Origin of the sequence: Enterobacter wuhouensis (assembly GCF_004331265.1) — a bacterium.
In the GTDB taxonomy this organism is placed as follows: Bacteria; Pseudomonadota; Gammaproteobacteria; order Enterobacterales; family Enterobacteriaceae; genus Enterobacter; species Enterobacter wuhouensis.
Map to the genome: position 1 here is coordinate 42,031 of NZ_SJOO01000008.1, position 19,350 is coordinate 61,380.

At 56.5% G+C, this 19,350-nt stretch carries 17 protein-coding genes and 1 pseudogene; 12 read left to right on the forward strand and 6 right to left on the reverse strand.

The annotated features are described in order from the left end of the window. The first annotated feature begins 18 nt into the window (after positions 1–18). From yeiB to mglC, 5 genes are all read left to right on the forward strand, one after another. Entirely contained in the window at positions 19–1,176 is a 1,158-nt protein-coding gene (yeiB, locus tag E0L20_RS16995; protein ID WP_131634977.1) for a DUF418 domain-containing protein YeiB, read from the forward strand. Positions 1,177–1,331: 155 nt separating this feature from the next. Beyond that, positions 1,332–2,354: an HTH-type transcriptional regulator GalS gene (gene galS / locus E0L20_RS17000; protein ID WP_131634978.1), complete on the forward strand. Its 1,023-nt coding sequence runs from the start codon at positions 1,332–1,334 to the stop codon at positions 2,352–2,354. A 296-nt stretch (positions 2,355–2,650) separates the two neighbouring features. Next, positions 2,651–3,649 carry a galactose/glucose ABC transporter substrate-binding protein MglB gene (gene mglB / locus E0L20_RS17005; protein WP_119937017.1) on the forward strand — a complete coding sequence of 333 codons (999 nt, stop codon included), beginning with the start codon at positions 2,651–2,653 and terminating at the stop codon, positions 3,647–3,649. Positions 3,650–3,728: 79 nt separating this feature from the next. Then, entirely contained in the window at positions 3,729–5,249 is a 1,521-nt protein-coding gene (gene mglA / locus E0L20_RS17010; RefSeq protein ID WP_131634979.1) for a galactose/methyl galactoside ABC transporter ATP-binding protein MglA, read from the forward strand. Positions 5,250–5,264: 15 nt separating this feature from the next. Beyond that, positions 5,265–6,275 carry a galactose/methyl galactoside ABC transporter permease MglC gene (mglC, locus tag E0L20_RS17015; RefSeq protein WP_119937015.1) on the forward strand — a complete coding sequence of 337 codons (1,011 nt, stop codon included), beginning with the start codon at positions 5,265–5,267 and terminating at the stop codon, positions 6,273–6,275. A gap of 62 nt (positions 6,276–6,337) precedes the next feature. On the opposite strand, the gene E0L20_RS17020 is transcribed toward mglC, so the two are convergent. The 5 genes from E0L20_RS17020 to E0L20_RS17040 form a co-directional block, all read right to left on the reverse strand. Continuing rightward, the gene (locus tag E0L20_RS17020) at positions 6,338–6,616 is read right to left on the reverse strand and encodes a hypothetical protein (RefSeq protein ID WP_131634980.1); all 279 of its coding nucleotides are present in this window, start codon (positions 6,614–6,616) and stop codon (positions 6,338–6,340) included. Between the two features lie 16 nt (positions 6,617–6,632). Continuing rightward, positions 6,633–7,352: an outer membrane permeability protein SanA gene (sanA, locus tag E0L20_RS17025; RefSeq protein WP_131634981.1), complete on the reverse strand. Its 720-nt coding sequence runs from the start codon at positions 7,350–7,352 to the stop codon at positions 6,633–6,635. A gap of 126 nt (positions 7,353–7,478) precedes the next feature. Further along, positions 7,479–8,363 carry a cytidine deaminase gene (gene cdd / locus E0L20_RS17030; RefSeq protein ID WP_131634982.1) on the reverse strand — a complete coding sequence of 295 codons (885 nt, stop codon included), beginning with the start codon at positions 8,361–8,363 and terminating at the stop codon, positions 7,479–7,481. 129 nt (positions 8,364–8,492) lie between these two features. Next, positions 8,493–9,188, reverse strand: a complete 696-nt coding sequence (locus tag E0L20_RS17035) for a CidB/LrgB family autolysis modulator (RefSeq protein WP_131634983.1) — start codon at positions 9,186–9,188, stop codon at positions 8,493–8,495. Then, on the reverse strand, positions 9,185–9,580 hold the full coding sequence (locus E0L20_RS17040; protein ID WP_119937011.1) for a CidA/LrgA family protein: 396 nt from the start codon (positions 9,578–9,580) through the stop codon (positions 9,185–9,187). The genes E0L20_RS17035 and E0L20_RS17040 overlap by 4 nt, the downstream gene beginning before the upstream one ends. A 167-nt stretch (positions 9,581–9,747) precedes the next feature. Between E0L20_RS17040 and dusC the strand changes: the two genes are divergently transcribed. The 5 genes and pseudogenes from dusC to E0L20_RS17065 all read left to right on the forward strand — a co-directional run bounded on the left by dusC (position 9,748) and on the right by E0L20_RS17065 (position 16,713). Then, positions 9,748–10,680 (forward strand): tRNA dihydrouridine(16) synthase DusC, encoded by a 933-nt coding sequence (gene dusC / locus E0L20_RS17045; RefSeq protein ID WP_131634984.1) that lies wholly within the window; start codon positions 9,748–9,750, stop codon positions 10,678–10,680. 300 nt (positions 10,681–10,980) lie between these two features. Further along, a complete protein-coding gene (locus tag E0L20_RS17050) occupies positions 10,981–12,327 on the forward strand; it encodes a carbohydrate porin (RefSeq protein WP_131634985.1) in 1,347 nt (448 codons plus the stop codon). Between the two features lie 155 nt (positions 12,328–12,482). Next, positions 12,483–13,316, forward strand: a complete 834-nt coding sequence (gene bglG / locus E0L20_RS17055; RefSeq protein WP_131634986.1) for a transcriptional antiterminator BglG — start codon at positions 12,483–12,485, stop codon at positions 13,314–13,316. Positions 13,317–13,340: 24 nt separating this feature from the next. Continuing rightward, positions 13,341–15,306, forward strand: a pseudogene (gene bglF / locus E0L20_RS17060) (PTS beta-glucoside transporter subunit IIABC). 12 nt (positions 15,307–15,318) lie between these two features. Next, the gene (locus E0L20_RS17065; RefSeq protein WP_131634988.1) at positions 15,319–16,713 is read left to right on the forward strand and encodes a glycoside hydrolase family 1 protein; all 1,395 of its coding nucleotides are present in this window, start codon (positions 15,319–15,321) and stop codon (positions 16,711–16,713) included. 37 nt (positions 16,714–16,750) lie between these two features. Here E0L20_RS17065 and yohP read toward each other — a convergent pair whose 3' ends face one another. Then, the gene (gene yohP / locus E0L20_RS24330; protein WP_015572324.1) at positions 16,751–16,834 is read right to left on the reverse strand and encodes a small membrane protein YohP; all 84 of its coding nucleotides are present in this window, start codon (positions 16,832–16,834) and stop codon (positions 16,751–16,753) included. 204 nt (positions 16,835–17,038) lie between these two features. On the opposite strand from yohP, the gene mdtQ reads away from it, so the two are divergent. After that, on the forward strand, positions 17,039–18,457 hold the full coding sequence (gene mdtQ, locus E0L20_RS17075; RefSeq protein ID WP_131634989.1) for a multidrug resistance outer membrane protein MdtQ: 1,419 nt from the start codon (positions 17,039–17,041) through the stop codon (positions 18,455–18,457). 50 nt (positions 18,458–18,507) lie between these two features. Then, complete coding sequence (locus E0L20_RS17080) at positions 18,508–19,272, forward strand: SDR family oxidoreductase (RefSeq protein ID WP_131634990.1); 765 nt, start codon at positions 18,508–18,510, stop codon at positions 19,270–19,272. Positions 19,273–19,350: the final 78 nt, after the last annotated feature.

Consider the following 19,350-nt stretch of genomic DNA (forward strand, 5'->3'; position numbering starts at 1 on the left):
TAAGACAGGGCAGGGACCATGGAGCGAAACGTCACGCTCGATTTTGTCCGCGGCGTCGCGATCCTCGGTATCCTGCTGTTGAACATCAGCGCCTTCGGCCTGCCGAAGGCGGCGTACCTTAATCCCGCCTGGTATGGCGATATCACCCGCAGCGATGCCTGGACGTGGGCGATCCTCGATCTCTTTGCGCAGGTAAAATTCCTCACCCTCTTTGCGCTGCTCTTTGGCGCAGGGCTTCAGCTGTTACTCAAGCGCGGCACGCGCTGGATCCAGTCGCGCTTAACGCTGCTGGTCATCCTCGGTTTTATTCACGGTTTGCTCTTCTGGGATGGCGATATTCTGCTGGCCTATGGTTTAGTCGGGCTGATCTGCTGGCGGCTTATCCGCGATGCGCCCGGCGTGAAAAGTCTGTTTAATACCGGGGTGATGCTGTACGTCATGGGGCTGGCCGTACTGCTGCTGCTGGGGATGATCTCCGGTGAGTCGACGAACCGTTCGTGGATACCCGATGCGGCCAACCTGCAGTACGAGCAGTTCTGGAAGCTGAAAGGCGGTACGGAAGCCATCAGCAATCGTGCGGATATGCTGGGCGATAATCTCCTCGCGCTGGGCGCGCAGTACGGCTGGCAGCTGGCGGGAATGATGCTGATGGGCGCGTCGCTGATGCGCACCGGCTGGCTGAAGGGCGAATTCAGCCTGCGCCACTACCGCCGCACCGGGGCAGGGCTGGTGCTGCTGGGCGTGCTGATTAATCTTCCGGCGGTGGTTGCGCAGTGGCACCTCCAGTGGGATTACCGCTGGTGCGCGTTCCTGCTGCAGGTACCGCGCGAGCTAAGCGCGCCGTTCCAGACTATCGGCTACGCGGCGCTGATCTATGGCTTCTGGCCGCAGCTGTCGCGCCTGTGGATCGTCAGCGCGGTGGCCTGCGTTGGCCGCATGGCATTAAGCAACTACATTATGCAGACGCTGATCTGCACCATGCTTTTCTATCGATTTGGCCTGTTTATGAAGTTCGACCGCCTGACGCTGCTGGCGTTTGTTGTCCCGGTCTGGATTGTTAACGTGATGTTTTCCGTTATCTGGCTGCGATTCTTCCGTCAGGGCCCGCTGGAGTGGATGTGGCGACAATTAACCGCACTTGCTTCGGGTGTATCATTGCGTAATACATCCAGATAACGATCTGGATCACAATCATTAACAAAACGGATGTAAGCGTTTTCATCTGTGTGAGCTTCTTCACGTAGTCCCCTCTCTCTCGCTGCCAGAATAGCCACCTTGCTAAACACAGGGGGTGTCTGTGAGCTGCTGCAATCCTTTGAAGGATGGTGAATATGATCACCATTCGTGACGTCGCCCGTCTGGCGGGCGTTTCCGTGGCGACCGTTTCTCGCGTGCTGAACAGCAGCGCGCTGGTTAGCCCTGAAACCCGTGAAACCGTAATGAAAGCCGTGACCCAGCTGGGATACCGGCCAAACGCCAATGCGCAGGCGCTGGCGACGCAGGTCAGCGACACCATCGGCGTGGTGGTGATGGATGTATCTGATGCCTTCTTCGGCGCGCTGGTCAAAGCCGTGGACGTCGTTGCCCAGCAGCATCATAAATACGTGCTGATCGGCAATAGCTATCACGAGGCTGAAAAAGAGCGTCACGCCATCGAGGTGCTGATTCGCCAGCGCTGTAACGCCCTGATCGTCCACTCAAAAGCACTCAGCGATGAAGAGCTTTCCGGATTTATGGAGCAGATCCCCGGCATGGTGCTTATCAACCGGATTGTGCCGGGCTATGCGCACCGCTGCGTTGGGCTGGATAACGTCAGCGGCGCGATGATGGCGACCCGGATGCTCATCAACAACGGCCATCAGCGCATCGGTTATCTTGCCTCCAGCCACCGTATTGAAGACGACGAAATGCGTCGGGAAGGGTGGCAAAACGCGCTGAAAGAGCACGGCATCGTGCCGCCTGAGAGCTGGGTGGGAACCGGTTCGCCGGATATGCAGGGGGGAGAGGCGGCAATGGTCGAGCTGCTGGGGCGCAACCTGCAGCTCTCTGCCGTATTTGCGTACAACGACAGCATGGCCGCGGGAGCGCTGACGGCGTTGAAAGACAACGGCATTGCTGTGCCGCAGCATTTATCGCTGATTGGCTTCGACGATATCCCCATTGCCCGTTACACCGACCCGCAGCTCACCACGGTGCGTTACCCGATAGCCTCCATGGCAAAACTGGCGACAGAGCTGGCGCTACAGGGGGCGGCGGGGCTGTTAGATCCTGATGCAACTCACTGTTTCATGCCGACTTTAGTGCGTCGCCATTCAGTATCGGGGCGGCAAACTGTGGTTCCGATCACTAACTGATTACACTGCGTGATGTAACCGTTTTCAATCTGTGAGTAAATTCACAGTATCTTAACAAGGCGCTGACTATGATGTCAGCGTTTTAGGGGCTGAAACGCTATGTAACGGTGATTATTCACTTTCACTATAGTCAAAGTGCCGCAAACGACGAATAAAACGCATTTCTGGAGCGTTACCGAACACGGAAGATAGAAATTTTATAAGTGAACTTCGGCGATCAGTAACGTTTTATTAACACCTGCCCGCCGACCGTTAATTCACAAGAACTACCCTGCATAAAAAAAACCGGAGATACCATGAATAAGAAGGTGTTGACTCTGTCTGCTGTAATGGCAAGCATGCTTTTTGGTGCAGCAGCGCACGCTGCGGATACCCGTATTGGCGTGACAATCTATAAATACGACGACAACTTCATGTCCGTTGTGCGTAAAGCAATCGAGAAAGACGGTAAATCAGCGCCGGACGTTCAGCTGCTGATGAATGATTCCCAGAACGATCAGTCCAAACAGAACGACCAAATCGACGTTCTGCTGGCGAAAGGCGTAAAAGCACTGGCCATCAACCTGGTTGACCCGGCTGCAGCAGGCACCGTCATTGAGAAAGCGCGTGGCCAGAACGTACCTATCGTCTTCTTCAACAAAGAACCTTCCCGTAAAGCGCTGGATAGCTATGACAAAGCGTTCTACGTAGGTACTGATTCCAAAGAATCCGGCATTATCCAGGGCGACCTGATTGCTAAGCACTGGGCGGCGAACCCGAACTGGGACCTGAACAAAGACGGTCAGATTCAGTTCGTTCTGCTGAAAGGCGAACCGGGCCACCCGGATGCCGAAGCACGTACCACCTACGTGATTAAAGAGCTGAACGACAAGGGTCTGAAAACCCAGCAGCTGGCGTTAGATACCGCAATGTGGGATACCGCTCAGGCGAAAGACAAGATGGACGCGTGGCTGTCCGGCCCGAACGCGAACAAAATCGAAGTGGTTATCGCCAACAACGATGCGATGGCAATGGGTGCAGTAGAAGCGCTGAAAGCGCACAACAAATCGTCCATTCCTGTCTTCGGCGTGGATGCCCTGCCGGAAGCCCTGGCGCTGGTGAAGTCTGGCGCAATGGCCGGTACCGTTCTGAACGATGCTAACAACCAGGCGAAAGCCACCTTCGACCTGGCGAAAAACCTGGCCGACGGTAAAGGTGCTGCTGACGGCACCAGCTGGAAAATTGAAAACAAAATCGTTCGCGTGCCATACGTGGGCGTAGACCAGTCCAACCTGGCTGAGTTTATCGGTAAATAAGATCTTTGTTTTGTCTTCACTGGGCGCAATTCGTTGCGCCCTTTTATAACGCGATATGCGAGGCCAACAAGGTATAATTATGGTCAGCACAACTACTCAGTCGTCCGGTGAATACTTGTTGGAAATGACAGGCGTCAACAAGTCTTTTCCCGGAGTTAAGGCACTCGATAATGTTAATTTAAAAGTGCGTCCTCACTCTATTCACGCCCTGATGGGGGAGAACGGTGCGGGTAAATCAACATTATTAAAATGTCTTTTTGGGATCTATCAAAAAGATTCTGGCAGCATTCTATTTCAGGGGAAAGAGATCGATTTCCATTCAGCGAAAGAAGCACTGGAAAACGGTATCTCGATGGTTCACCAGGAATTAAACCTGGTACTGCAACGTTCGGTAATGGATAATATGTGGTTGGGGCGTTATCCAACCAAAGGCGTCTTTGTCGATCAGGACAAAATGTATCGCGACACCAAAGCGATATTCGACGAGCTGGATATTGATATCGATCCGCGCGCCCGCGTGGGAACATTATCCGTATCCCAGATGCAGATGATCGAAATTGCAAAAGCGTTCTCCTATGACGCGAAAATCGTCATCATGGATGAACCGACATCCTCATTAACGGAAAAAGAGGTTAACCACCTCTTTACCATTATTCGCAAACTCAAAGACCGAGGCTGCGGTATTGTCTATATCTCGCATAAGATGGAAGAGATTTTCCAGCTGTGCGATGAAATCACCATCCTGCGCGACGGCCAGTGGATTGCCACCCAGCCGCTGGAAGGGCTGGACATGGACAAGATCATCGCCATGATGGTTGGCCGCTCCCTGAACCAGCGCTTCCCCGACCGTGAAAACAAGCCGGGCGAAGTGATTCTGGAAGTGCGCAATCTGACCTCCCTGCGTCAGCCGTCCATTCGCGACGTCTCCTTCGACCTGCACAAAGGCGAAATCCTGGGGATTGCCGGGCTGGTGGGGGCCAAACGTACCGATATCGTGGAAACCCTGTTTGGCATTCGCGAAAAATCGGGCGGTACTATTACGCTGCACGGGAAGAAAATTAATAACCACAACGCCAACGAAGCCATAAACCACGGTTTTGCGCTGGTGACGGAAGAGCGCCGCTCAACCGGTATTTATGCGTATCTGGATATTAACTTTAACTCGCTAATCTCAAATATCCGTAACTATAAGAGCAAAATCGGCCTGCTGGATAATTCCCGCATGAAGAGTGATACCCAGTGGGTTATCGACTCCATGCGCGTAAAAACGCCGGGCCACCGTACTCAGATTGGATCGCTCTCGGGCGGTAACCAGCAAAAGGTCATTATCGGCCGCTGGTTGTTAACCCAGCCGGAAATTTTAATGCTGGATGAACCAACCCGTGGGATCGACGTGGGTGCAAAATTTGAGATTTACCAGCTGATTGCCGAGCTGGCGAAAAAGAATAAAGGGATCATTATTATTTCTTCCGAAATGCCGGAATTGTTAGGGATCACAGATCGTATTCTGGTGATGAGCAATGGGCTCGTTGCCGGTATTGTTGACACCAAAACGACTACGCAAAACGAAATTTTGCGTCTTGCGTCTTTGCACCTTTAAGATCAGGGGCTCCTCATGAGTGCGTTGAATAAGAAAAGTTTTCTCACTTATCTGAAAGAAGGCGGTATTTACGTTGTTCTTTTAGTATTGCTGGCCATTATTATTTTCCAGGACCCTACGTTCTTAAGCCTGCTGAACTTGAGTAACATCCTTACCCAGTCTTCCGTGCGTATTATTATTGCGCTGGGGGTTGCGGGTCTGATTGTTACCCAGGGCACCGACCTTTCCGCTGGTCGTCAGGTGGGGCTGGCGGCGGTTATCGCGGCAACCATGCTGCAGTCGATGGAAAACGCCAACAAGGTGTTCCCGGAAATGGCAACCATGCCGATTTTCGTGGTGATCCTGATCGTCTGCGCCATCGGCGCGGTCATCGGCCTGATTAACGGCATCATCATTGCTTACCTGAACGTGACGCCATTCATCACCACGCTGGGTACGATGATCATCGTTTACGGTATCAACTCCCTGTACTACGACTTCGTGGGCGCGTCCCCCATTTCGGGCTTCGACAGCGGCTTCTCGACGTTCACGCAAGGGTTTATCGCGATGGGCAGCTTCCGCCTGTCGTATATCACCTTCTATGCGCTGATCGCCGTGGCCTTCGTCTGGGTGCTGTGGAACAAAACGCGTTTCGGTAAAAACATCTTCGCAATCGGCGGTAACCCGGAAGCGGCGAAAGTGTCCGGCGTTAACGTTGCCCTGAACCTGCTGATGATTTATGCGCTGTCCGGCGTGTTCTACGCCTTCGGCGGGATGCTGGAAGCGGGCCGTATCGGCTCAGCGACCAACAACCTCGGCTTTATGTATGAACTGGATGCGATTGCGGCCTGCGTGGTGGGCGGCGTCTCCTTCAGCGGCGGGGTGGGTACCGTGCTCGGCGTGGTAACCGGTGTGATCATCTTCACCGTGATCAACTACGGTCTGACCTACATCGGCGTGAACCCGTACTGGCAGTACATCATCAAGGGCGCCATCATCATCTTCGCGGTTGCCCTGGATTCACTGAAGTACGCGCGTAAGAAGTAATAGAAGTAAGAAAAAGCTCGTCGTAGTTTGTGCTGCGACGGGTTTTTTGTTTTAGATATATCTTACTTTTGCAAAAAGCCTATTTCGTGAAGATATAGCCACAAGGTGCAATAAAGCATCGTTGCCATCAGTCCAACTATCATCAACGTTTCCCATATCAGGACTAGGTGAAAAATTATTGGTTCGTCACGACGATAAATAGGTTCAAGCCTCCTGGCACCAAAAAAAGGGTAGTAACGAATGTGAGTGATACCTTTTTTCCAGTCTCTGAAATTTTGGAAAAGCAACAAGAAACCGACAATCTCTACGGCCACTGTAAATAATACATACTCTGTTTGCATAATCTGGCTCCTGCCATTATTTTCCTTGTTTTTTCTGCAGTTCGAGCAGCTGCTCCGGCGTCACCGCCGGATAACCCTGCGCGTCTTCCGGCACTTCATGCATCGTCGGGATTGGCACCAGCGGGCCTAAAAAACGCGGTTCGCGCTTGAAAAGATACAGGTCGGCCAGCGCGCCGAAGCGGGCGCCAAACTCGCGCACGCGCACGCTCAGCATATCTTTCGGCGACGGCACGGCGTAGCACTGTGCCTGAATGCCCATGTGCAGGGCGATAAACAGCGCGCGCTCGCAGTGGAAGCGCTGGGTGATAATGATGAAATCGTTGGTGTCGAACACTTTACGGGTGCGAACGATGGAGTCGAGCGTGCGGAATCCGGCGTAGTCGAGCACGATATCGGCCGGATCGACGCCAGCCGCAATCAGATCCTTGCGCATGGTCACCGGTTCGTTATAGCTCTGCAGCGCGTTATCGCCGCTCAGCAGCAGGTAATTCACCTTGCCGCTGTTATAGGCGTTCAGCGCGCCCTGAATGCGGTAGCGGTAATACTGATTGATGACGCCGGTGCGGTAATACTTGGCGGTACCAAGCACCACGCCAACCTGACGATAGGGCAGATCCTGGAGGTCATCAAAAATGTAGGGGGCCGTTTTCCAGCTCATCCAGCGGTCGAGGCCGAGCACGATCAACAGCAGTATGCCGATCAGGACAGACAGGCTGTAAAACACGCGCTTTAACATGCAGATGGCTCGTTCGTGGATGAAAGTTTACTCAGGCTACTGTACCCGCCTGGTTAGCGCAAGAAACGGTGAATCAACTGAGGGCTTTTTCAGCAAACGGGCGGGCATTTCTGCCCGCCGGAAGGTTCAGGCAAGCAGCACGCGGTCGATTGTGGTGCAGCCCAGCGCTTTCAGCGTCGCGGCGGTGGCGTCCCACTGGATCAGCGGTGCATCGGCAATTTCTGCCAGAATCGCGCGCTGAATGTCCGGATAATCATAGCCGTTCAGGCTCAGCAGGTTGAGTGCGCCCTGCAGCGGCGGCAGCGTCGGGTTGAACGCGGCGTTCTCCGCATAGCTGCCGGTGAAGATACGACCGTCGCGGCACTGCAGCGCAACGCCGCTCGGCGATTTGCTGTACGGCGTGTGGCTCTTGTTGGCGGCGGTGATAGCGGCCTGGCTCAGGTCATCGCCGGACAGGGCGAAACCGTGATCCTGTTCGTCCATCAGCAGCGTTTTGATCTCGAGATCTTTCGGGCCGAAGGCGTCCGGCAGATAGTCGCCCAGCGTATGCGGCGCGCGGCCCGGCAGGTTGATGCGCAGCTGCAGCCCGCTGTTCAGCTCGTTCATAAACTGGCGGCAGTGGCCGCACGGGGTGTAGTTAACGGTAATCGCGCTCAGCGCTTTTTCACCGCGCAGCCAGGCGTGGCTGATGGCGCTCTGCTCGGCGTGGACGGTTTGCTGCATGGTCGCACCGAGGAACTCCATATTTCCGCCGAAGTACCAGGTTCCGCTTACGCCGCGTGCAATGGCACCGACGTTAAAGTGGGAAAGATCTGCCCGGGCGCAGGCGGCGGCCAGCGGCAGGAGTGCGAATGCCAGCGCGTCTTCGTCCAGTCCCGTTGCCTGTTTCAGCGTCGTGACCTGCTCCGCCGTCAGCAGGGCGGGGAAATGCGCATCCGCCAGAACCGGAGCCAGGGCTGATTGCAAATTCTCTGCGAGCTGGGCGAAAGCAGTTTGAAAACGTGGATGCATGGCGTGTGCCTCATGAAGGTTAATGGATCGGTAGTGTACGGAGCCGTTAGGGCTTTATATGTGATCCACTTCTCATTATGTATGCAACTTATGAAAACAAAATGAAATTTGCGCGACGCATCGCAAATTTTAGCCCATTACCGCCAGAATTATCGGGAACACAAACGGCGCAATCAGGGAGGTGATAATTCCGCAGATCACCAGCGCCAGCGAGCTAAACGCCCCTTCCTGATAATCCACTTCGGCGCAGCGCGCGGTGCCGAGCGCGTGGGATGCCGTTCCCATTGCCAGACCGCGGGCGGCTTTGGTGCGAATTTTCATCAGATTCAGCAGGGTATGGCCAAACACCGCGCCCAGGATACCGACGAAAATCACGCACATAGCGCTGATCGCGGGAATACCGCCGATGCTGCCGCCCACGGCCATTGCAATCGGCGTAGTAACGGACTTCGGCAGGATAGAGGCCGCAATTTGCGGCGACGCGCCCATCAGCAGCGCCACCGAGGTTCCGGTGACCATCGCCACCAGGCTGCCGATAAAGCAAATGGTGATGATGGACTTCCAGCGGGCGCGGATCTGGTGCAGCTGTTCATATAAAGGAAACGCCAGCGCCACCACGGCAGGCTGCAGCAGATCGTTTAAAATTTTGCTCCCGGAAAAGTAGCGTTCGTAGGGAATGCCGGTAAGGAGCAGGAAAGGAATAATGACCACCATCGCCACCAGCAGCGGGTTGAGCAACGGCATCTTAAAACGGATAGCGAGCCTGCGTGCGGCAAAGAATACCACCAGGGTTAACGGCAGCGACCACCAGATATTAGCCATCATTTTTTTGTTTTCTCCCCGACGACTTTACGTTCGCCATGCACGATATGCGAACTCCAGCTCACCACCAGGAACACCACCAGCGTACTGACCGCGCAGGAGACGACAATCGGGCCGAACTGCGCTTTAAGCACATCGTAATACTGCATGACCCCCACGCCGATGGGCACGAACAGCAGCGCCATATAGCGGATGAGGACGAAGCAGCCGGGATTAACCCACTTCGCGGGCAGCACCTGCAGCGCCAGAAGGACGAACAGGATCAGCATGCCGATAATACTGCCCGGAATGACGATCGGCAGCAGCGACGCGATAAAGATCCCGGCGTACAGGCAGGCGTAAATCAGGACGAATGCGCGCAGATATTGCCAGACGGTGTTCAGTGATTTGCTCATGGTGAAAGTCCTTGATGAAACGTATTCATCATACAATTAAACCCGGAAATGTGCCACGGATCACATCATGAATTTTGAGCATACCAGACATTCCTGAATGGAACGCCGTGCTTTCCTCAACCATACGGAGCAGATACTATAGCGCGTCTTTTTTCACAGGTACTGCTATGCGTGTTTTACTGGCCCCAATGGAAGGCGTGCTCGACTCACTCGTGCGCGAGCTTCTGACCGAGGTGAACGACTACGATCTCTGCGTGACGGAGTTTTTGCGCGTGGTCGATATGCTGTTGCCGGTAAAATCCTTTTACAGGCTCTGCCCGGAGCTGCATAACCAGAGCCGAACCTCCTCCGGCACGCTGGTGCGCGTCCAGCTGCTGGGCCAGTACCCTGAATGGCTGGCGGAAAACGCCGCCCGCGCGGTTGAGCTGGGCTCTTACGGGGTCGATCTCAACTGCGGCTGCCCGTCGAAAATGGTGAACGGTAGCGGGGGCGGGGCGACGCTGCTGAAAGATCCTGAACTCATTTATCGCGGCGCGAAGGCGATGCGTGAGGCCGTGCCGTCGCACCTGCCGGTAACGGTCAAAGTGCGTCTGGGCTGGGACAGCGACGCGCGGCAGTTTGAAATTGCCGATGCGGTGCAGCAGGCCGGTGCCACCGAGCTGGTGGTGCACGGGCGTACCAAAGAAGATGGCTACAAAGCCGAGCGCATTAACTGGCAGGCGATCGGTGAGATCCGCAAACGGCTCACCATTCCGGTTATCGCCAACGGTGAAATCTGGGACTACGCCAGCGCGCAGGCCTGCCTGAAAGAGACGGGCTGCGATGCGGTAATGATCGGCCGCGGTGCGCTGAACGTGCCGAACCTCAGCCGGGTAGTGAAATATAATGAACCGCGTATGCCGTGGGCCGACGTGGTCACGCTGCTGCAAAAATACAGCCGTCTGGAAAAACAGGGCGATACCGGGTTATATCACGTCGCACGTATTAAGCAGTGGCTCAGTTATTTACGCAAAGAATATAGCGAGGCGCTGGAATTATTCCAGGAGATCCGCACGCTGCAAACCTCTGCGGATATTGCGCGGGTGATCCAGTCAAAATAATAAGCGTTAATTTGCTCACACTTTTTTAAAATAGAAAACGATGCAGGTTTTCAAGGTGGCACAACGGTGTTAAGGTGCCACTGTTTTAACGCAGGATTGTTACTGGCTAACAGGCAAAACCTAAGCGTTTCACAGCATTAGCCGCTGTGGAGCACTTAGGTTTTTTTTTGCCTGTCATTTACGCAGGAGATAAGTTTGGCCTAACGTTTTTCGCTCGAACTAATAAAGACAACACGACAGGAAATAGAAAAATTTCCTGCGACCGGTTACGCACTAAATACTCAGTCACAGGTTGCTAAAATGGCATATAAAAATAAACTCTACGCACTCGCGCTATTGACGATTTCCCCGCTTTCAGCGGCGCAGGACTGGAACGGAACGGTATTAGGTTTTGAAGCTCCGCCGGCCCCCATTTTTGGCGAGATGCTCGGCATTCGTCAAATCCTTAACGATAACGGTTTTACCTACAATCTCGGTTACCTGAATGAAATTGGCTGGAACGGCGGAGGCGGTTACAACCACGACTCCCACGTGGCCTATATCGATCAGTTCGCGCTGACCTTCAACCAGGATCTGGAGCGCTGGACGGGCATCCCGGATGCGCGTATCGAAGGGAATATCGTCAACCGTAACCACAATGACGATCTGACCACCAAACGCGTGCAGGACCCGCGCGTGAACTTCAACGACCTGACCCAGGAGAGCTGGGGCGGACAGTCCATTACCCGCCTGGGCTGGCTGACGTTTGCCCGCAGCTTTGACGACCGCCGCCTTACCTGGCGCATCGGGATGATGAACAAGGTGCAGACCTTCGACCAGATTATCCCCTGTGACTTTCAGCTGCTCACCCAGTGCGGCGGGAAATCGGCCAACTCGCTGACCTGGAATAACTGGAACGTTCACACCTGGGGCACCACGCTGGCGTATAAGGTCACGCCGACCGTCACCTTAAAAGGCGGCGTGATGGAGCAAAACCCGGATGCCTCCAGCCGTAACCATGCCTGGAGCTGGTCGACAAAGGGCAGTAAAGGGGTCTTACTCCCGGTCGAAATCGAAGCGCGGCCGCTGATCAACGGCCTGCCGGGGGCGTACAACCTTGGCGTGGTGTTCACCAACGCGCCGCAGGCCGATCTCTATCGTGGGAAATCCGGCGGGGCGGGGGCGAGCGATCCGGAGGGTTACGAGAAGCATAACCGCACGTGGTTCATGTACGCCGGGCTTAACCAGCAGCTCACGCAGCACGCGGACGACCCGAACCGCGGGCTGAGCACCTCGGTCAGCATGAGCCTTGCGGATCAGCGCAGCAACTATATGCACCAGGTATACGCCGCCTCGCTGCGCTATCGCGGGCTGTTTGACGCCCGCCCGGAAGACTGGATTGGCTTCGGGCTGACCTGGATCGATATGAGCAGCCAGTACGCCCGCAGCCAGCGCTATATGAACAGCCTGAGCGGCGTGTCGGACTATAACGATCCGGCGTATCGCCCGGTGCCGGGCCACTCCCTGAACGGGGAGTTTTACTATCGCTTCCGTCCGGTGTCGTGGCTGGAGCTGCAGCCGGGCATTCAGTACTGGCACCGTCCGGGCGGCGTATCGCGCACCCAGGATGCCTGGGTCACGGAGCTGAAAACCGTCGTGACCTTCTAGCAAGTACGATCTGCGTCACGTTTTTTACTCGTGACGCATTGAGGCTACGAATGAAACTGTTAGAGTGCCAGAACTGGATTGTTACTGCTTCGGCAGGCAAAACCTGATTTTCTGGCTTCTGCCGGAGGTCAGGTTTTTTTGTTTCTGGAGTTCCGATGAAAATCGCCAAAATTCTTAATAATAATGTGGTGGTTGTTCTGGATGAGCGCGGGCGTGAACAGGTGGTGATGGGCCGCGGGCTGGCCTTTCAGAAGCGCGTGAATGACGCGCTGGACGCCGCGCTGATTGAAAAGGTGTTCGCGCTGCAAAGCGACGAGCTGGTGCGTCGACTGGGAGAGCTGCTGAGCCAGATCCCGCTGGAGGTGATGACCACCTGCGACCGCATCATTGGGCTGGCGGCGCAGCGGCTGGGCAAGCTGCAGGAGAGTTTGTATATCACCCTGACCGATCACTGCTACTTTGCGATTGAGCGGCAGAAGAACGGGCTGGCGATCAGGAACGTGCTGCTGTGGGATATCAAGCGTCTCTATCCGAAGGAGTTCGAGCTGGGGCAGGAGGCGAGGGCCATTATCGCCAAACGCCTGAACGTCGAGCTGGACGAGGACGAAGCGGGGTTTATCGCGTTGCATCTGGTCACCGCGCAGCTGAACAGCGAAATGCCGGAAGTGATGCACGTGACGCGCGTCATGCAGGAGATCCTGCAGCTGGTGAAGTATCAGCTGCAGCTGGAGTACGACGAAGAGTCGCTCAGCTACCAGCGTTTCGTGACGCACCTGAAGTTTTTTGCCCAGCGGATGCTGACCCGCACCGTGGTGGAAGATGACGATGTCTCGCTGCATACGGCGGTAAAAGACAACTACGCGAAGGCGTGGAAGTGCGCCGAGAAAATCGCGCAGCACCTGAACAAAAGCTACCAGCGCGAGCTGACAACCGAAGAAATTATGTTCCTCGCCATTCATATTGAACGGGTGAGAAAAGAGGGGCGTTAAGCCTCAAATCTGGATTGTTACTGCATAACGCAGGCAAAACCTGAGCGCGGCCTTCGCAAGAAGGACGCCCTCGGGTTTTTTTATTTTTAGACTCAGTCAACAGGTGCCTGCGGGCATCGGATGTAAGGAAATCGAGATGGAATACCAGGCGTTAGCGAAGGATATTCTCGGCCACGTTGGCGGAAAAGAGAACATTGTTAGCCTCGTGCACTGCGCGACCCGGCTTCGCTTTAAACTGAAAGATAACCAGAAAGCGGACGCCGAAGGGCTGAAGAAAAACCCGGGCGTGATTATGGTGGTCGAGAGCGGCGGCCAGTTCCAGGTGGTAATTGGCAACCACGTTCACGACGTCTGGCAGGCCGTGCGCAGCGAAGCCGGGCTTACCGACGACGCGCCGGCTGTTGAAGACAAAGGGGAAAAGGGAAACCTGCTGGGCCGCCTGATCGACATCGTGTCAGGGATTTTCACTCCGTTTATCGGCATTTTGGCGGCCTCCGGGATCCTGAAAGGCCTGCTGGCGCTGGCGGTGGTCTGCGGCTGGCTCACCCCTGAAAGCGGCACCTATAAAATCTGGTTCGCCGCCAGCGACGCGCTGTTCTTCTTCTTTCCGCTGGTGCTGGGCTATACCGCCGGGAAAAAATTTGGCGGCAACCCGTTTATTACCATGGTGATCGGCGGGGCGCTCACCCACCCGATGATGATTGCCGCCTTTAACGCCAGCCAGCAGCCGGGGGCGGTTTCCGAGGCGTTTCTCGGCATACCGGTGACCTGGTTCAACTACAGCTCCTCGGTGATCCCGATCATTCTCGCCGCGTGGGTAAGCTGCTGGCTGGAAAAGCAGAGCACCAGGCTGCTGCCGTCCTCAATGAAAAACTTCTTCGCGCCGCTGATCTGCTTAGGCGTGACCGTGCCGCTGACCTTCCTGGTGATTGGCCCGCTGGCAACCTGGCTCAGCCAGCTGCTGGCCAACGGCTACCAGTGGATTTACGTCCTGGCGCCGTGGCTGGCGGGGGCGGCGATGGGCGCGCTGTGGCAGGTGTGCGTGATCTTCGGCCTGCACTGGGGGCTGGTGCCGCTGATGATCAACAATCTGGCGGTGCTGGGCCATGACTCCATGCTGCCGATGCTGCTCCCGGCGGTGTTTGGCCAGGTCGGCGCGGCGCTGGGGATCTTCCTGCGCTCCCGCGACGCGCGTCAGAAAATGCTGGCCGGCTCGTCAGTGACGGCGGGGATTTTCGGCATCACCGAACCGGCGGTCTACGGCGTTAACCTGCCGCTGCGCCGTCCGTTTATCTTTGGCTGCGTGGCGGGCGCCGTCGGCGGCGCGATTGTCGGCTTCAGCGATACCCACGTCTACTCCTTCGGCTTTGCCAATATCTTTACCATCGCCCAGATGATCCCGCCGGGCGGCGTGGACGCCACGCTGTGGGGCGGCATTATCGGCACCGTGGTGGCGCTGGTGCTGAGCTGCGGACTGACGCTGGTGGCGGGGATGCCGGGGCAGGCCGAGCCGGAAGCGGTGACGACCGTGGGCGAAAATGACGTGCTCTCCCCGATGACCGGCACCGTGCTGGCGCTTGACCAGGTGCCGGACACCACCTTCGCCAGCGGCCTGCTCGGCAACGGCGTGGCGATTATTCCCTCCGATAACAGGGTGATTGCGCCGTTTGCCGGTGAGGTTGCCTCTCTGTTCCAGACCAAACACGCCATCGGCCTGCTCAGCAACAGCGGAATTGAAGTGTTAATTCATGTGGGAATTGACACCGTGAAGCTGGACGGCAGGCCGTTTACCGCCCATGTCAACGTGGGCGACAGGGTGCAGCCGGGCGATCTGCTGCTGGAGTTTGACCGTCAGGCGATTATCGATGCCGGATACGACCTGGCGACCCCGATTATTATCAGTAACAGCGACGAGTATCGCGAGGTAGCGACCGTGGCGGGAACGTCCGTGACCGCCGGTGCACCGCTGCTCAGCGTAAGCCATCAATAACAGGAGAACGTGATGAAAACTTTCCCGGATGATTTTTTATGGGGCGGCGCGGTTGCCGCGAACCAGGTAGAAGGCGCGTATCTGGAGGATGGCAAAGGGCTGTCCACGTCTGACGTTCAGCCGCAGGGGGTCTTTGGCCCGGTGGTGGAGCGCGTGGCGGGGGACAGCGGCATCAAGGATGTGGCCATCGACTTCTATCATCGCTACCCGGAGGACATTAAGCTCTTCGCCGAGATGGGCTTTAGCTGCCTGCGCGTCTCCATTGCCTGGACGCGCATCTTCCCGAACGGCGACGAGCAGGCGCCAAACGAGGCGGGCCTGGCGTATTACGATAAGCTGTTTGACGAGCTGGCCGCGCATAACATCACCCCGCTGGTGACGCTGTCGCATTACGAAATGCCGTGGGGGCTGGTGAAGCAGTACGGCGGCTGGGGCAGCCGTCAGACTATTACCTTCTTTGAGCGCTACGCCCGCACCGTGTTTGCGCGCTACCGGGAGAAGGTGAAGCTGTGGCTGACCTTTAACGAAATCAACATGTCGCTGCACGCCCCGATGACCGGCGTCGGCCTGCCGGAAACCAGCAGCAAGGGCGAGGTGTATCAGGCTATTCACCACCAGCTGGTGGCCAGCGCGCTGGCGGTAAAAGCCTGCCACGAGATTATCCCGGACGCCAGAATCGGTAACATGCTGCTGGGCGGCCTGATGTACCCGCTGACCTGTAAGCCAGAAGACGTGCTGGAGGCCCTGCAGGAGAACCGCGCCTGGCAGTTCTTTGGCGACGTGCAGTGCCGTGGAGCCTATCCGGGCTATATGCTGCGCTTCTTCCGCGATAACGGAATTCAGGTTGATATCACCGACGCCGACCGCGAGGCGCTAAAATCCACCGTCGATTTTATCTCGTTCAGCTACTACATGACCGGCTGCGTGACCACCGATGAAGAACTGAACCATCAGGCGCGGGGCAACATCCTGAGCATGGTGCCTAACCCGCATCTGGCAAGCTCCGAGTGGGGCTGGCAGATTGACCCGGTGGGCCTGCGTACCCTGCTGAACGTGCTCTGGGATCGCTATCAGAAGCCGCTGTTTATCGTCGAAAACGGCCTGGGCGCGAAGGATAAACCGGACGCGGACGGCGTGGTGCAGGATGATTACCGCATCAGCTACCTTAACGACCACCTGGTGCAGGTGCGCGAGGCGATTGACGACGGCGTGGAGGTGATGGGCTACACCAGCTGGGGGCCGATCGACCTGGTCAGCGCCTCCAAAGCGGAGCTGTCCAAGCGCTACGGCTTTATTTATGTAGACCGTGACGACAGCGGAAAAGGCACGCTAGCACGCAGCCGCAAGAAAAGCTTCCACTGGTATAAAGAGGTGATTGCCACGAAGGGGGCGTCGCTGAAGGCCTGATAAGGAACGGTGCCCGGCGCGGAGCCGGGCAAATAAATCAGAAAATCATCTTGAATACGCCGGTCACCACCAACAGCCCTATCAGAAATATAATCAAAATAACCCACAGTAATATTTTCATTCCCTTCTCCTGCTCATGTATGTCCTGAATAAGTGTAGCAGCGTATTTATAATTGACATGAATGCATTGAATTTATTCATTATCTTTGGGAATAATTTTCCGGGTATGAAAATGTATGACAATTTGCGGATTGCCACGCGTTACTAAAAAAAGGAACGGCTTCGGGCGTAACGTGCGCCTTTATTTTTTTGAGTTTATGGCGTCATGAAACGTTCTTTTATTATATCTCTGAGTGCTCCCCTCGTTTTTATTCTGGCGGCCTGTGCGCCTGAACATGCCACGGTATCTCCCATTACGGCGCAAACCACGGCGGCAGCGGTGAATACGCAGCTTCGCCATACCGACTGGCCGAAAAATGAGTGGTGGAAAGACTACAACGATCCCGCGCTTAATTCGCTGATTGCTAAGGCGCTGAACGATGCGCCGGATATGCAAATCGCCCGCCAGCGCATCACGCTCGCCGAAGCGCAGGCAAGAGCGACGATGGCGGCCGACGGCCCGCAGGTTGATTTTTCAGCCGATGCGGAGCGGCAGAAAATGTCGGCTGAAGGTCTGATGGGGCCCTTTGCGATTACCGATCCGGCAGCGGGCACCACCGGGCCGTGGTACACCAACGGTACATTCGGCCTGACCGCGGGCTGGGATCTCGATCTGTGGGGCAAAAATCGCGCGCAGGTTGAAGCCCGAATCGGCAAGGTTAACGCGCAAAACGCCGAGATGGAGCAAACCCGCCAGCTGCTGGCCAGCAGCGTCGCGCGACTCTACTGGGAATGGCAGACCCAGGCTGCCGTGGGGGACGTGCTCGCCCAGATTAAGCACGAGCAGGACAACATTATTGGCGCCGATCGCGAGCTGTATCAGCACGGGATCACCTCCTCCGTAGAAGGCGTCGAAACGGATATCAACGCCAGCAAAACGGAAGAGCAGCTGGCTGAGGTCAGAGGCAAAATGAAGGCCGTTGAGGCCCGCCTGGAAGCCTTGACCAACAGCGCTTCCATGACGCTTACGCGCCACGCGTTACCGACTGCGGAAGCGGCACTACCGGCCACGCTGGGCTACGAACTGCTGGCCCGCCGCCCCGATCTGCAGGAGGCGCACTGGTATATTGAAGCGTCCATGAGCGAGGTGGAGGCCGCCAAAGCGGCGTTCTACCCGGATGTGAACCTGATGGCGTTCCTGCAGCAGGATGCCCTGCACCTGAGCGATCTGTTCCGATCCTCCGCGCAGCAAATGGGCGTCACCGCCGGGCTGACGCTGCCGATTTTTGACAGCGGCAGGCTCAACGCGAACCTGGATATCGCCCAGGCGCAAAGCAATCTTTCGGTGGCGAATTACAACAAGGCGGTGGTGGATGCCGTCAACCAGGTGGCGCGCACGGCCAGCGAAGTGGAAACCTTAACCGCTAAAAATCAGCAGCAGCGGCAGGTCGAAAAGGATGCCGCGCGCGTGGTTGCGCTGGCGCAGGCGCGCTATAGCGCCGGGATTATTGCCGGTTCCCGCGTGAGTGAGGCTAAAATTCCCGCGCTCAGGGAACGCATCGCCGCCCTGACGCTGAAAGGGCAGTACGTTGACGCCACGCTGCAGCTCACGTCCGCGCTGGGCGGCGGCTATCATCATGGCTAAAAACGGTCATTATCTATACTTACCTCTTTGCCCATGTGCAGGAGGTAAGTATGAACCGAGTCGCGATTGTGACCGCATCGGATTCCGGGATCGGTAAAACCACGGCGCTGATGCTGGCCGAGCGCGGGTTTGATATCGGCGTAACCTGGCATTCTGATGAGAAAGGCGCGCTGGAGACCTGCCGCGAGGTTGAAGCGCGAGGGCAGCGCGCGGAGGCTATTCAGCTTGATTTAAGCTCGCTGCCAGACGGCGCGAAGGCTATCGAAACGCTGATCGCGCGCTTTGGCAGGCTGGACGTGTTGGTCAATAATGCGGGGGCGATGACCAAAGCGTCGTTTCTCGATATGCCGTTTGACGAATGGCGGAGCATTTTTACCGTTGACGTTGACGGGGCCTTTCTCTGTTCACAAATTGCCGCCCGCCAGATGGTGCAGCAGGGGGAAGGGGGCCGGATCGTGAACATCACCTCGGTACATGAACACACGCCCCTCCCGGACGCCAGCGCCTACACGGCGGCGAAGCATGCGCTCGGTGGGCTAACGAAGTCGATGGCGCTGGAGCTGGTGAAGCACAAAATCCTGGTGAACGCCGTTGCGCCTGGGGCCATTGCCACGCCCATGAACGATATGGACGACAGCGAGGTGAAAGAAGGCTCAATGCCGTCAATCCCGCTGGCGAGGCCGGGCCACACCAAAGAGATTGCCAGCCTGGTGGCCTGGCTGTGCGACAGCGACGCCAGCTACACCACCGGGCAATCCTTTATCGTCGACGGGGGATTTATGCTGGCGAACCCGCAGTTTAAGCCGGAGGGATAAGTGTTTTACCCCTCACCCCGGCCCTCTCCCCAAAGGGGCGAGGGTGTATAAAGTCCCCTCTCCCCTTTGGGGAGAGGG